Source organism: Arsenicibacter sp. R0_47 (genome assembly GCF_057652235.1).
Window position 1 is genome coordinate 16,365 of the sequence record NZ_JBYFCJ010000001.1, and the last position, 14,327, is coordinate 30,691.

The following is a 14,327-nucleotide window of genomic DNA, read 5'->3' on the forward strand; positions in this document are numbered from 1 at the left end:
AGCAGCACCGGCCCCCGACAGAGATTTCTTAGCGGAGTCGTTTCCGGAATGCCTGTTGTAGCCGGCGTTCACTGGTATACGACGTGGTGGTTTGTACGGAGGCGCCCGTAAGCTTATAGAGCTTTGTTTGCAGTTGAGCCTTTTCGGTATCCGACAGCCCTTTGCCGCTTGCCAGTTTCTGGAGCGATGTCAGGACCGACCAGTTCGACAGGCCACTGTTGACAACCTGTAGTGACAAGGCTGAACCCAATTGCTGCACCGTGCCCCGTTGCCCGGCCGACAGCGCCGGCAGGTCAAGGTAGCCCAGCACAGCCGAAACCAGCTGTTCAATCCGCTGCTGACTGAACGAGCGCTCCTGCGACGGTGTCGTATTCACGTTCTTAAGCTCGCCTGTCAGCCGCATTTCCTTTTCCTTGATCGGCGGCGGGTCATAGCCGCTTTTTTTAACGAACGTACGGGCTTTCTGTTGAGCTGCTTTCAGGTATTCAAGGGCTTTCTGCTCAAAGGGAATGGCTTTTTCCGGCTCATACATCCGCAGATGCAGTTCCGACTGCCACATTTGTTCCAGCGCCATTTTCAGCAGGCTCCGCGTCGATTGTTCGTAAAACGTATTGGCCTCGCCATCGTCGTGGGAGTGTACATACTGCTCCATGAGCGCAGCCAGCGGATCGCTGTTTTCAGTCGCGGCCCCGTGGCCATGATCGTGTCCGTGCTCATGTTCGTGTTCATGCTCTTCGTGTTCCTTGCCGTGCGTTTCGTGCTCGCCCTCGCCGGAGTCGTGTTTGTGCATAAAGCCATCCAGTACGTTGCCGCCTTCGGCATCATCCGGAATCCCGCCACCGGCACCGATATTGGTTTCAAACTCTTCGCCCAGATACTGGCCGTAGCGTAACCGCAGCAGCTTCTGGTCGTAGCCGATTTCATTCGACTGGCTGTTAAACGCTTTCTTATCCAGCTTTTTACGTTTCGCCAGCAGTTTTTCGGTATCAATAATAATCTGTCGTTGACTCCGGAAATACTCCGGCATGATGTTCACTGCCATCGTCGCCAGCTCCGACTCTTCAACCCTGGTCGTGTCTTTGTAGACCAGAAAATACGTATCAGACTTCGAGAAGTTCGGTTCGGGCTGTTTGTTGTCGAAGGCCGCCCAGTAATAGTATAGTTCGTCACCCGGTGCGAAGTTCAGGCCTTTGAGGTCGATCACTCTCGACAGGTGAGATTCCTTGAAATTGCTTTGCCCCAGCGGTATTTTAACTTCCCGGAACTTCACGTTTTCACCCGCTCCTCTGGCCACAGTGGCGACAATAAATGCCTGACTTACGCTGAAATCGTCGGCGATTTTTGCCGAAACGGTCAGTTTTTTCGGGTCTTTCAGGTAATGAAACCGATAGAGCTCTTTAGAGTCAGGCTGGATTTTCGGCGCCATATCCGGCTTTGCTTCCAGCCGGTAAAAATCAGACTGGTAGATCAGGGAATCTTTACTGCCCAGCTTCCAGTAGGCCTTGATCGCATAGAGGCCGGAGCTCATCAGCTTATCGGTGTGGACAAAACCGCCTTTCTCCCGCGTAAATGCCAGTTCATTGCCCCGGCTGTTGACCAACCGCACCGACACGTTCTGCTGATCCGACAGGCTCACTGTCCAGCGCAGGGTTGACCCGCTCACCGCTACGGCATTCAGGTCCGTGGTTTCGGTGACCGGCAGCCGTGTATAGGCCGGTGGCTGAATGGTCAGTTCCGCCGACTCAAATTCGGGTGCAATGATTTTATCACCGGTAACGGCGGCAATGTAGCGGGCGGCTTTGTGGTGCTCCGGCGAATCAGGCTGGAGCATCGGATAGGTGTAGGCAAACCCCAGCGCAACGGCCAGCACACTGATGTACAGACCGATATTGGTAAACGCTACAACCGGCACCCGCACGCCCTGAATCCGTTCATTAAGGCGGTCGATCTGTAATTGCTCTGCGATGTTTAAGGCAGGCTTATCGAACAGGTCCAGGCTATACTCGGTATCGCCCACGGCCTGATGCAGCAAGTGAATGGCCTGCATTTTTTTGGGCTCATACAACCGGTTAATCCATGCGCCTACCCCGAAACCGACCAATGCAATCACTGACATCACCAGGGTAGAGGCATCAGCCGCACGCGCAAAAATGCCGCAGGAAACGCCCAGCAACAGGCTGTTTACCCACGCATTGGCATGCAGCTGGTAAATAACAGACGATATGGTTCGTTTTAGTTCGTTCATGCGTTTTTCGTTAAAGCCACCCAACGTTCAAGACCAACCAGTACCACAAAACCGATCAGGAGCCAGGGTGAGGTACGCGCCTCATGATGGCCGTCGCCCGGCATCGCCGGTTTAAACAGGGCATTCAGCTCGGTCTTGCTCAGCGGCAACGCGGCCGGATTCAGGTTATAGTGCGCGATCAGTTGCTCCCCCAGCCATTCGGGCAACCGGCCCGTCTGAATAAGGTCATCCGGCTCCGGCATATAGATTACATTTGGTGTCGTGGCAGGTGCTATGGTGCCGGACACGATATATACCGTTTGTGGCGATAGGATGGCCGGCTTCTGATCGGTTAATACCCAGTCAACGGCCGTATTCGTGTTTTCGTTTTCATTTACCGAAACCTTAATGTCGTATATATCCGACAAAGCCTGCACGGCGGCAATCATCGTTTTTTGCCGTGCTTTGTCCCGATAAGCGACTGACACCGTCAGCGGCCGGTCAACAACAGGCGCCTGTTTAAATGGCTTGCCGGCTTCGAGCGCGGGTTGCGACACCAAGGTATTTGCCTGATTAACAAACAGTTTTTTGCCCTCAGCGGCCAGATAAGCGGCCGCCGTTTTCTGATCCGGGTTTACCGGCGCATGCAGGCTGAATGCGGTTGGCGTATAAATATGCGGAATGGCCGCCAGCTGCCGGTCGTTCACCACATAGACATGCAGTTCGGTTTGCTGCGGATCACCGGCATTCTGCATTACCCGGTTGATGGCTGCCTGCACCTGCAACGGGCTCGTTACCGTCACCGGCGGCAGGTCGCTCACCGACTCCACGGCATCGGTTTGGGGCGACATCCAGTATACCCGTTCGCCTTTTTTCTGCGCCTCTTCCAGTTCAAACCGGAAATTCTGCGTCAGAAAGGCGTCCGGCTGAATCAGGTGAATCCGCTGCCGGGTTTCGGTTCCGGTCATGTGTTTCCAGACCGGCTGACTCAGCAGAAAGGCGAGCAGCAGCAGCAGCAGACAGCGGATGATCAGCAACGGAATGTTATCGAGCTGGATGCCCCGGTTTTGTTGCTGATTTTTTTCGCTGAGCCACTGCATGGCCGCCCAGACCATTACCTTTCCCTTTTTCTGATGCCAGAAATGGATCAGAACCGGGATGGCAACCGCCAGCACGCTCCATAAAAAATAAGGTTTTAGTAACTCCATTTATGTAATCGGGTGAGGCTAATCACCCATATCCATGAGGCTTCGGTACGTAACTAGTATACAAAAACGGAACAGCATCACTGTGTGATCCGGTCCGCCTTACATCAGAAATGATTTCAGAACCATGGCAATGGGATCGCTGAGCCGGACCTTGATCAGGCGAACGTGCGGAATACGCAGCGCTTCTTCCAGCCGGGCCATGTACTGCGCCGACGCCTGCCGGACGGTTTCGCGGATCGCATCAGCATCCAGCTCCACCTCCCGACCCGATTCAAGGTCCTTGAACCGGTAAAAGCCCCGCAGGTCGAAATTCAGCTCCTGATCGCCCAGAATCTGAAAAATGACAATTTCCCTGCGCGGATTGGCGGCGTGTTTGATCAGCGTCAGCCACTCGTCGCCAACCTGCAGAAAATCGGACGCCATAATCAGCATCTCTTTCTGTTTCTGCATAAACTCCGGAAACCGGGGATCACTGTTCGACCAGTCGCCTTTCGCTTCGGCGATCTGGAGTGCAGCCAGAATTTTCTGAAACGATTGTTTTCCGGAGGGAGCCAGTGTCTGGAGCGAACCCGCCTGCAACCCGTACAGGCTCATTTGGTCGCCCTGCCGATAGCCCAGATAAGCCAGTGATGCCAGCAGGATTTTCGCATAATCCAGCCGCCGGACGGCTCCTTCGCCGTAGTTCATCGAACCCGACAGATCAATCAGGAAACGGACGTGCAGGTTGCTTTCCGTCGCCGACTCACGGACGAGGTGCTTACCGGTCCGTGCAAACAGTTTCCAGTCGATGCGTTTGGGATCATCGCCCGGCTCGTAATGCCGGTATTGTTCAAACTCCGTTCCGATGCCTGACCGTTTACTGCCGTGAATACCCAGCAACAGCTCATCGCTTACCAGCTTGCCGGCCAGTTGCAGGTTATTGAGTTTGATAAGGTCGGTTGCTAATTGCGCCATTGATTTTCTCCGCTATGCCTGCCCGCCGGACCAAGATTACCGGCCACGGGCCGGCAATTATTTTGCCTTCAACAGCTCTGCAATCACCTTATCGGTTGTAATGCCTTCGGCCTCTGCCCTGAAGTTGAGCGCCATCCGGTGACGCAGAATCGGAAAGGCCAGTGCCTGGATATCGTCCGGAATGACCGAGAAACGTCCGTTCAGCACGGCGCGGCCTTTGGTACACAGCACCAATGCCTGACCAGCCCGCGGCCCCGCGCCCCAGTCGCACCACTGTTTGACATACTCAGACGATGTACTGTCCGGCCGCGTCGACCGCACCAGCTTGTTGATGTAGCTGATCAGTTCGTCGCTGATGTGCACCTGACGGGTTAGCTTCTGGAGTTCAATAATGTCCTGATCGCTCAGAATAGCGTTCAGCTCCGGACGGCTCGTTCCGGTTGTGCTTTTCAGAACGTTCAGTTCTTCCTGTTCCGACGGATAGCTAAGTTTGATATACAGCAAAAAGCGGTCGAGCTGCGCTTCGGGCAGGGGATAGGTACCAGCCTGTTCAATCGGGTTTTGCGTGGCAATGATCAGAAACGGCTTCGGCAGGGGGTAATCGTTACCGGCATAGGTCACTTTGTACTCCTGCATGGCCTCTAGCAGGGCCGCCTGCGTTTTAGGCGGTGTCCGGTTGATCTCATCGGCCAGCACGACGTTGGCGAAAATGGGGCCACGGTTAAATTTAAAGAACTTTTTACCGGTCTCGTGGTCTTCTTCCAGAATTTCGGTTCCGACAATATCGCCCGGCATCAGGTCAGGCGTGAACTGCACCCGCTTAAAGCTCATGTCCAGCGCTTCCGACATGGTTTTGACCATCAGTGTTTTCGCCAGTCCCGGAACGCCTTCCAGCAGACAATGGCCACCGGCCAGCAGCGAAATCAGGATTTCGTCGATGGCTTCCTGCTGTCCGACAATGATTTTACCAATCTCCTTTTTCAGATCCGGGAGCTTGGCCACTAACGCTTTATAGTGTGTTAATGATTGTGTTTCCAAGTTGTAATAGTTGTCAATGTCCGTTTATCGAATGTGTCGGGTCAGGCGGTCAGGGCATACATGACGATGTTGACGCCAAACTTCGTATTGTCTTCGGCCAGAAAACGCTTGTTCCGGAAGTCGTAATCCCATTCGCAGCCGTAATCCTTGTTACTGTAGAGTACGCCGATGCGGCCGTTTACCATAACGGCCTTGAGGTAATCGTGTACCAGGTCGTCGCCCCAGCCGTTGAGCTCGAAGGAGGTCGTTGGCGGCCCTTCCTCAAATTTAAAAAACGAGGTGTAGAGCGAGTGGTTGTTCGGGATTTTCTGCAAGGCTTTCGGGCCGAACGTCCGGCCCATTTCCTGCTCAAACGATTTGGCAAACAGCCCGTCGATATCATGGTTGCAGTCATCGACAAACACAAAGCCGCCGTTATCCACATAGCGCCGGAACACATCGCGCTCCTGACTCGAAAATTCGACCAGTTTATGCCCGCTCAGGTAGCAGAACGGGCTTCTGAAAATATCGTTACTTCCCAGCTTGACCACTTTTTCCTTCTCATCAACCGGCACAGTCGTATACTCAACCAGCGAGTGAAGCAGATTAGAAGGCATCCGCTGGTCAGTATCCCAGTCGCCGGAAGCGTATTGTAATCGGGTAAAAAAAAATGGTTTCATCATAAAATATCCCCGTATGGGCGACCCCACGTGGTCGCCCAACATATAAAGCGGTCGCCCAACATAAACCCGAAAACGGTATTACACCGCGTCGGATAAGGAGGTAAAGGTGAAATCCCGGATTTTCATCGGCGGAATCAGGTGGCCGCTCACGCGCATGGGTTTGCCCATAGCCTCCAGATTATTCAGCATGATTACCGGGCTTTCATTAAAACGAAAATTCTTAACCGGGAATTTGATCTGACCGTTTTCGATGTAGAACGTCCCGTCTCGGGTCAGGCCGGTATAAAGCTGCGTTTGCGGGTCAACGGCCCGGATGTACCAGAACCGCGTTACCAGAATGCCTTTTTCCGTGCTTTTGATCAGGTCGGCCAGCGACTGCGAACCGCCCTGGATGATAATGCCCGACGGCGGCGGAATGGCATTTACGCCTTTTTTCTCCGCCCAATAACGCGAATAACTCAGGTTTTTAACCACGCCGTTTTCTACCCAAACCGTCTTTTCCTGCGGACGACCATCGGGGCCGCCGCCACCACCGCCCGGGCCACCGCCGCCAAAACGACCGCCACCACCCGCAAACGGCGAGCCTGGTATTTCGGCATTCATCGGGTCGGAAATGATATTGACGCGCTCATCAAAGAACTTTTCGCCGATACGGGTTCCGCCGCCTTTTTTGCTCATAAACGAGCGTCCTTCGTCGGCCGAGCGGGCGTCGAGGTTGAACAGCATGGGCTGAATCAGGTTGCCGGCCGCGGTCGGTTCCAGAATCACGGTGTATTTGCCGGGTTCCAGCGCGCGGGCATTGGTCGAGGCCAGGGCTTTCTGAATCGCGATGTTCGTGGCGTCTTTGGTACTCAGCTTCGCGGTATCCGTAAAGTCCCGCGCTACGTATCCCGAGCCGGTACCGTCGGCTGTACGGGCCGTAATGGAGAAATCAACGCTTGTCGAACGGTTATAGCCGAACAGGCCTTTGCTGTTACCAATGGCCGAAAATCCGGTTGTGTCTTCCAGATAGCCGGCAGAGGTCAGCCCTTTTTTCTCACAGGGATCGATGCTGTCAAAAGCCGCCTGCGCGCGGTAAAGCGGGTCGATTTTAGCCGTGCTTTCGGCGAAGGTCGGTGTATCGAGGTATTTCTGCGGACCGAGCATCGGCACATACTCCGGACTCTCCGGCGCTAACCGTGCCAGCTCTTCGGCCCGGCGTACTGCCTTTTCCAGCGAGGCGTTATCGAATTCGTTAATGGTAGTCGTGCCGGTGCGTTTACCCATGACGGCAGTCACGATGAGCGACTGATTTTCGGCCTCGCCACTGGTCGAAACCGTATTGCGGGCATACCGGATGTTGCCTGTCCGTTCGCCGGTGAGGTTTACACTCAGTTCATCGGCTTTCGAATAGCTCAACACCTTATCAATGATCTTTTTTGCTTCTTCTTTGGTTAAGATGGCCATGTTTATTTACTATCTTGATGATGAAGTGCTCTGTCAAATCTTCCGTGCGGTATTGATTACGTTGACACCGTTGAAACGGGCGGTTGAACTGCCGTGCGATACGGCGCTTGACTGCGAAGGCTGGCCTTTGCCGTCAAAGAACGAGCCGCCCATCCGGTAATCATTCTGGTCGCAGACCTGCACGCATGAGTTCCAGAACTCCTGGGTATTCGACTGATAAGCCACATCTTTCAGCATACCGGCAATCTGACCATCTTTAATTTCGTAGAACAGCTGACCGCCAAACTGGAAATTATAGCGCTGCTGGTCAATCGAGAACGAGCCGTCACCGATGATGTAAATCCCTTTTTTCACATCTTTGATCATCTCCTGCACCGACAGCGGCGTTTTGCCCGCCAGCAGGGATACATTGGCCATGCGCTGGAACTGCACCGAATCCCAGCTATCGGCGTAGCAGCAGCCTTGCGACTCTTTTTCGCCGATGATGTGTACCTGATCGCGGATCGCCTGATAGTTCACCAGCGTTCCGTCTTTGACCAGATCCCATTGTTTGGTTTTCACCCCTTCATCGTCCCAGCCGACAGCCCCCAATGAGCCCACCTGCGTTTTATCAGCGATGAAGTTTACCTTATTGCTGCCGTAATTAAAGTTTTTAGACTGCCATTTGTCCAGTGTTGCAAAGCTGGTACCAGCATAGTTGGCTTCGTAGCCCAGCACGCGGTCAAGCTCCAGCGGGTGACCCACCGACTCGTGGATGGTCAGCCACAGGTGCGAGGGGTCGAGCACCAGATCGTATTTACCGGCCTCAACCGATTTAGCCGTAATTTTCTGTTTTGCCTGCTTCGCTGCCGCCACAACATCTTCGAGCATGTCATAGCCCATTTTGTAGCGTGTCGTCACGCCGTCTACCTTGTCAGACGGGTTGGTTTGCAGGTATTCGTAACTCATGCCCACCGGTGCGCTCAACGAGTTGCGGGTCTGGAATTTACCGGACGCCGGATCAACGGCGGTAACGGTAAAGTTCGGCCAGATCCGGTGTACATCCTGATCGATGTATGAACCGTCGGTGGAGGCGAAGTACTTCTGCTCGTTCACCATGAACAGGACCGAATTCACAAAGTTGGCCCCGTTTTTCATGGCCGCGTCGTTGACCGACAGCAGCAGATCGACCTTCTCCTTGATGGGTACTTCGAAGGCGTTTTTCGTAATCGGTGCTTTCCAGCTTACCTCGCCAAAGCCCTTTTGCGGTGCCAGCTGAACAGGTTCTTTCACAAGCCGCGCATTGGCCTTGGCAATCGCAACAGCTTTATCGGCCGCTTTAGCAATGTCGGCTTCACTCTGCGTATCGCCAATGGCCGCAAAGCCCCAGCAACCGTTAACAATCACCCGGATACCGACACCATAGGATTCTGTATTGACAATGTTCTGAACCCTGTTTTCGCGGGTGATGACAAACTGGTTGAGGTAACGCCCGATCCGGACGTCGGCGTAACTCGCGCCTTTCGACTTCGCGGTATTCAGGGCGGCGTCGGCCAGCCGTTTTTTGAGGGCAACGTCCATACCGGACGACAAAAAGGCTTCGGGCGGTACAGCATGGCCCTGAACGGGAATTCCCGCGGCAGACAGATGGGGCAGCATCAGCCCTCCCATCCCCATACCTGTTAACTGAAGAAAATCACGACGATTCACTGTATATGCGTATGTTTAGGTTAAAAGCTAACAGATACAAAGGGCACAAACACCTCTGTTAACACCGGCTCAGGCGTCTGACAATGGGGCGTTCATACATAAGATCAGATCGTTCGCAGGCTTCCGGTGATATGGGGGATATGCTAATTTTCAGAATAATCGACTAATAAACAAATCGTTTCTGTGCTATTATTCTGGTGTATTGGCAAAAACTAACTCTTTGTTTGTTAAGTGCTACTCTGAGTTCTTAACCACGAAGAAAGCAGCATGGCGACCACGTGGCCAAATAGTAGGGCGACCACGTGGGGTCGCCCGTACATGTGCCATGCCGGATAATTAAACTGCGTCGGACAATGACGAGAAGGTGAATTCCCGGATTTTCATTGGCGGCAACAGGTAATTCTGGTTTGATTCGGTGCTGACCACCCGTTCCGGTTTGCCGAGTGCATCGAGGTTATTGAGCATGATGACCGGACTTTCGTTGAAGCGGAAGTTTTTGATCGGATGCTTGATTTTGCCGTTTTCAATGTAGAACGTTCCGTCGCGGGTCAGGCCGGTAAGGAGCAGCGTCTGCGGATCAACGTCGCGGATATACCACAGCTTGGTTACCAGAATACCGCGCTGCGTGCTTTTGATCATGTCTTCAAGCGACATGGTGCCGCCGTTCATGATCACGTTGTTCGGGCCTGGCAGGGGCTTTTTGCCTTGCTTCTGCGCCCAGTACCGCGAATACGACAGGTTTTTCACCACGCCTTTTTCGATCCAGTTGACCTTGCCCTGCGGCTGCCCATCGCCCGACCACGGCGAGGCCGGCAGTTCAGGGTGCGTCGGATCGGAGTAGATCGTAACGCGCTCATCCACAATCTTCTCGCCCAGCTTGGTTTTACCGCCCGGCTTACTCATAAATGACCGTCCTTCATCGGCCGAACGCGCATCCATGTCAAAGAAAACGCGTTCCAGCAACACCGCCACCGCCGTCGGTTCCAGAATAACGGTGTATTTCCCCGGTTCGAGCGCCTTAGCCCCCACCGAACCAATGCACTTCTGAATCGCAATGCGGGTCGAGGCCGCCGGATCAAACTTAGCGAAGTCGCTATAGCCGCGGATCACATAGCCAGAGCCCTTGCCGTCTTCAGTCCGGACGGTCAGGGAAAAATTAATATTTGTGCTCGGGTAGTAAGCAAACAACCCCTTCGAGTTCATCATGGCCGAGTAGCCTTTGTAGTCCTCTTCGAAGCCTGCCGCTGTCAGTTTTGCCTGGCTGATACCACGGCACATTTCGAGGCTTTTGCCCACCGCCTCAGCGCGTTTGGCCGGTGTAATGCTGGCCGTTGATTCAAAATAGCCGTTTGCTTTCAGATAGGTCTGCGGACCCAGTAAGCCCACGTATTCCGGGTTTTCGGGGGCCAGCCGCGCCAGTTCCTCCGACCGCCGCACTACCTTTTCCAGTGAAGCCTCGTCGAACTCGTCAATGGTGGCAATACCGACTTTCTTACCAAAGGCCGACTGTACCTGTAAGTTCTGGTTAATCAATGAGCCGCTGGTCGATACTTCGTTCCGGGCATACCGGATGTTTCCGCGTTCATCGCCCGACAGGTTTGCCTCGCACTCGTCGGCTTTTGAATAGCTTAATACCTTTTTCAGCAAGGCTTTCGCTTCTGCTTCTGTTAGTATGGTTGACATGATCGGTTCAGGATTAGATTTTACGGGCTGTGTTAATGACGTTGACACCATTGAAACGGGCCGTGGCACTACCGTGCGATACAGCACTAACCTGCATCGGCTGGCCTTTGCCGTCAAAGAACGAGCCACCAAGGCGGTAATCGCGCTGGTCGCAGACCTGTGCGCACGAATTCCAGAACTCCTGCGTGTTTGACTGGTAGGCCACGTCTTTCAGCATACCGGCAATTTTGCCGTCCTTAATCTCGTAGTATAGCTGACCGCCAAACTGGAAGTTGTAGCGCTGCTGATCAATTGAGAACGAGCCGTCACCGATGATGTAAATCCCTTTTTTCACATCCTTAATCATCTCCTCAACCGAGAGCGGTGTTTTGCCGGCCGCCAGCGACACATTGGCCATGCGCTGGAACTGCACTGAACTCCAGCTATCGGCATAGCAGCAGCCCTGCGATTCTTTTTCGCCGATGATGTGCACCTGATCGCGGATCGCCTGGTAGTTCACCAGCGTGCCGTCTTTGACCAGATCCCACTGTTTGGTTTGCACCCCTTCATCGTCCCAGCCCACGGCACCCAGTGAGCCATTCTGCGTCTTATCGGCAAACAGGTTCACCTGCTTGCTGCCGTAATTAAAGGTCTTCGATTGCCACTTGTCCAGAGTAGCGAAGCTGGTACCGGCAAAGTTGGCTTCGTAGCCCAGCACGCGGTCAAGCTCCAACGGGTGACCCACCGACTCGTGGATGGTCAGCCACAGGTGCGACGGATCGAGTACCAGATCGTACTTACCGGCTTCAACCGATTTGGCCGTCAGTTTTTCTTTGGCCTGCTTTGCCCCGGCAATGGCGTCTTCGAGCATGTCGTAGCCTTTATTGTAGCGCGTCGTCACGCCCGTAACCTTGTCCGACGGATTGGCCTGGAGGTATTCATAGCCCATGCCCATCGGTGCGCTCAGCGCCTGCCGCGTTTCAAATTTGCCCGATTTCGGATCAATGCACGTAACGCCGAATGTCGGCCAGATCCGGTGGATATCCTGATCGATGTACGAACCGTCGGTGGAGGCGAAATACTTCTGTTCGTTCACCATGAACAGGACCGAGTTCACGTAATTTGCTCCGTTTTTCATCGCTGCGTCGTTGACCGACAACAGCAGATCGACCTTCTCCTTGATGGGTACCTCAAAGGCGTTTTTGGTGATCGGTGCCTTCCAGCTTACCTCACCAAAGCCTTTTTGTGGTGCCAGCTGCACCGGCTGCGTCATCAGTTTGGCGTTGGCCTTTGCGATGGCCACCGCTTCTTCGGCGGCGCGGGCGGTCTGTGTTTCGTTTTTGGCGTCCACCACAGCGGCAAAACCCCAGCACCCGTTGACAATTACCCGCACGCCCACACCATAGGATTCCGTGTTGACGATGTTCTGAACTTTGTCTTCGCGGGTAACCACGTACTGGTTCAGGTAGCGGCCGATGCGGATATCGGCATACGTTGCGCCTTTTGCTTTGGCCGCATTCAGGGCAGCATCCGCCAGCCGCTTCTTCACAGCGACATCAAGGCCGGTTTCCAGCAGCGCTTCAGGCGCCACAGGCCGGCCGGAAACAGGAATACCCGGCAGCATAATGCCCCCGATCCCCATCCCCGACAATTGGATGAAATTACGACGGTTCATAAGTAGGGGCGACCCCATGTGGTCGCCCATTTTGTTGGTTTGAAAAATGATACAGGAATGGTCGCCTGTTTTGTTGGTTTAATGATTTGAATGAAGGGAAACGGATTCGAAAGAAGGGCGACCACGTGGGGTCGCCCGTACGGGCAATTGATCCCGGCCCGAATTATTTATCCGGTAGGGGCGACCCCACGTGGTCGCCCAAAATGTGTGCAAACGCCCCAAGCCATATTATCGCCCAAAACATTTGCAAACGCCCCAAGCCATATTATCGCCCAAAACATCTGCAAACGCCCCAAGCCATATTATCGCCCAAAACATCTGCAAACCCCCAAGCCATATTATCGCCCAAAACATCTGCACCCACCCCAAGCCATATTATTGCCCAAAACATGCGCAATCGCCCCGCAGATTACACCGCGTCCGAAAGCGACGTAAACGTAAAGTCGCGGATTTTCATCGGCGGAATCAGGTTGCCGTCGGCGCGGACAGGCTTGCCCATCGCCTCGACATTGTTCAGCATAATGACCGGACTCTCGTTGAAGCGGAAGTTTTTAACCGGATATTTAATCTGGCCGTTTTCGATGTAGAACGTCCCGTCGCGGGTCAGGCCGGTGTAGAGCAAGGTTTGCGGATCAACGGCGCGGATGTACCAGAACCGCGTCACCAGAATGCCCTTCTCTGTGCTCTTGATCAGGTCAGCGAGCGATTGGGTGCCGCCTTCCAGGATAAACCGTGAGGGAGGCGGGGTAGCGGCTACGCCTTTTTTCTCCGCCCAATAGCGCGAGTACCCCATGTTTTTAACGATCCCTTTTTCAATCCAGGTCGTTTTTTGCTGCGGACGGCCATCACCGGTATAGGGCGACCCCGGAATTTCAGGATTCCACGGATCGGAGTAGATGGTAATGCGCTCGTCGAACAGTTTTTCGCCCAGGCGCGTACCACCGCCTTTTTTGCTCAGGAAGCTGCGGCCTTCATCGGCATTACGGGCATCGAAGCTGCGCATCATGTTCTGCAGCAGCTCAGCCGACGCCGTTGGCTCCAGAATAACGGTATATTTCCCCGGTTCCAGGGCCCGTGCGTTGCTTGAAGCAAGTGCCTTTTGTACCGCGATGTTGGTGGCTTCGCGGGCGTTCAGCTTGGTCGTATCGTTGTAGTCGCGGGTAACGTAGCCGGAGCCGGTGCCATCGGCTGTGCGGACCGTTACGGAAAAGTCAACGCTGGTAGCGCGGTTATACCCGAACAGCCCCTTGCTGTTGCCAATGGCCGAGAACCCGGCTGAATCTTCCAGATAACCGGCCGCGGTCAGGTTTTTCTTCGCGCAGGCATCAATGCTGTCGAAGGCAACTTTCGCGCGGTACTCGGGATCGATTTTCGCGGTTGAATCGGAAAAGCCTTTGGTCTCCTGATAGTTCTGCGGGCCCAGGGCCGGTACGAATTCAGGGTTTTCCGGTGCCAGCCGCGCAATTTCTTCGGCCCGGCGAACGGTTTTCTCCAGCGACTTATCGTCGAATTCGTTGATGGTTGCGGTGCCTGAACGCTTGCCGAATACCGCCGTAACGGCCAATGACAGGTTATTTGACTCTCCGCTGGTTGATACGGTATTCCGTGCATACCGAATGTTGCCTGTCCGGTCACCATTCAGCCCCACGGTCATTTCATCGGCCTTCGAATAGGCCAGGACCTTATCTATAATCTTTTTTGCTTCTTCTCTGCTTAGAATTGCCATGTTCGTTTGATGAGTTTGGGTTTGATCCAGCCCCTGAATAGTT

10 protein-coding genes are annotated in these 14,327 nt (G+C 54.1%); all 10 read right to left on the minus strand.

Annotated features, from left to right (window positions below; all coding sequences use genetic code 11):
• Window positions 1–28: 28 nt before the first annotated feature.
• The 10 genes from AC23NW_RS00085 to AC23NW_RS00130 all read right to left on the minus strand — a co-directional run bounded on the left by AC23NW_RS00085 (window position 29) and on the right by AC23NW_RS00130 (window position 14,284).
• Window positions 29–2,245: a hypothetical protein gene (locus tag AC23NW_RS00085; protein WP_487446893.1), complete on the minus strand. Its 2,217-nt coding sequence runs from the start codon at window positions 2,243–2,245 to the stop codon at window positions 29–31.
• Window positions 2,242–3,432, minus strand: a complete 1,191-nt coding sequence (locus AC23NW_RS00090) for a BatA domain-containing protein (protein ID WP_487446895.1) — start codon at window positions 3,430–3,432, stop codon at window positions 2,242–2,244. Before AC23NW_RS00090 ends, AC23NW_RS00085 begins: the two co-directional genes overlap by 4 nt.
• 99 nt (window positions 3,433–3,531) lie before the next feature.
• Window positions 3,532–4,386 carry a DUF58 domain-containing protein gene (locus AC23NW_RS00095; RefSeq protein WP_293834268.1) on the minus strand — a complete coding sequence of 285 codons (855 nt, stop codon included), beginning with the start codon at window positions 4,384–4,386 and terminating at the stop codon, window positions 3,532–3,534.
• Between the two features lie 57 nt (window positions 4,387–4,443).
• Window positions 4,444–5,424, minus strand: a complete 981-nt coding sequence (locus tag AC23NW_RS00100; protein ID WP_487446896.1) for an AAA family ATPase — start codon at window positions 5,422–5,424, stop codon at window positions 4,444–4,446.
• Between the two features lie 41 nt (window positions 5,425–5,465).
• Complete coding sequence (locus tag AC23NW_RS00105; RefSeq protein WP_071505192.1) at window positions 5,466–6,083, minus strand: DUF4159 domain-containing protein; 618 nt, start codon at window positions 6,081–6,083, stop codon at window positions 5,466–5,468.
• A gap of 81 nt (window positions 6,084–6,164) precedes the next feature.
• Complete coding sequence (locus AC23NW_RS00110; RefSeq protein WP_487446898.1) at window positions 6,165–7,532, minus strand: TldD/PmbA family protein; 1,368 nt, start codon at window positions 7,530–7,532, stop codon at window positions 6,165–6,167.
• Window positions 7,533–7,565: 33 nt separating this feature from the next.
• The gene (locus tag AC23NW_RS00115; RefSeq protein ID WP_487446900.1) at window positions 7,566–9,221 is read right to left on the minus strand and encodes a TldD/PmbA family protein; all 1,656 of its coding nucleotides are present in this window, start codon (window positions 9,219–9,221) and stop codon (window positions 7,566–7,568) included.
• A gap of 336 nt (window positions 9,222–9,557) precedes the next feature.
• Entirely contained in the window at window positions 9,558–10,904 is a 1,347-nt protein-coding gene (locus AC23NW_RS00120) for a TldD/PmbA family protein (RefSeq protein ID WP_293834264.1), read from the minus strand.
• Window positions 10,905–10,917: 13 nt separating this feature from the next.
• Window positions 10,918–12,558, minus strand: coding sequence for a TldD/PmbA family protein (locus AC23NW_RS00125; RefSeq protein WP_293834263.1), 1,641 nt, complete (start codon window positions 12,556–12,558; stop codon window positions 10,918–10,920).
• A 409-nt stretch (window positions 12,559–12,967) separates the two neighbouring features.
• On the minus strand, window positions 12,968–14,284 hold the full coding sequence (locus AC23NW_RS00130) for a TldD/PmbA family protein (RefSeq protein WP_487446902.1): 1,317 nt from the start codon (window positions 14,282–14,284) through the stop codon (window positions 12,968–12,970).
• Window positions 14,285–14,327: the final 43 nt, after the last annotated feature.

Excerpts from the sequence above, each read along its gene's own strand:
- AC23NW_RS00110 (WP_487446898.1), bottom strand. The coding sequence starts at position 7,532 with ATGGCCATCTTAACCAAAGAAGAAGCAAAAAAGATCATTGATAAGGTG.
- AC23NW_RS00130 (WP_487446902.1), bottom strand. The coding sequence starts at position 14,284 with ATGGCAATTCTAAGCAGAGAAGAAGCAAAAAAGATTATAGATAAGGTC.
- AC23NW_RS00125 (WP_293834263.1), bottom strand. The coding sequence starts at position 12,558 with ATGAACCGTCGTAATTTCATCCAATTGTCGGGGATGGGGATCGGGGGC.
- AC23NW_RS00120 (WP_293834264.1), bottom strand. The coding sequence starts at position 10,904 with ATGTCAACCATACTAACAGAAGCAGAAGCGAAAGCCTTGCTGAAAAAG.
- AC23NW_RS00090 (WP_487446895.1), bottom strand. The coding sequence starts at position 3,432 with ATGGAGTTACTAAAACCTTATTTTTTATGGAGCGTGCTGGCGGTTGCC.
- AC23NW_RS00105 (WP_071505192.1), bottom strand. The coding sequence starts at position 6,083 with ATGAAACCATTTTTTTTTACCCGATTACAATACGCTTCCGGCGACTGG.
- AC23NW_RS00095 (WP_293834268.1), bottom strand. The coding sequence starts at position 4,386 with ATGGCGCAATTAGCAACCGACCTTATCAAACTCAATAACCTGCAACTG.
- AC23NW_RS00085 (WP_487446893.1), bottom strand. The coding sequence starts at position 2,245 with ATGAACGAACTAAAACGAACCATATCGTCTGTTATTTACCAGCTGCAT.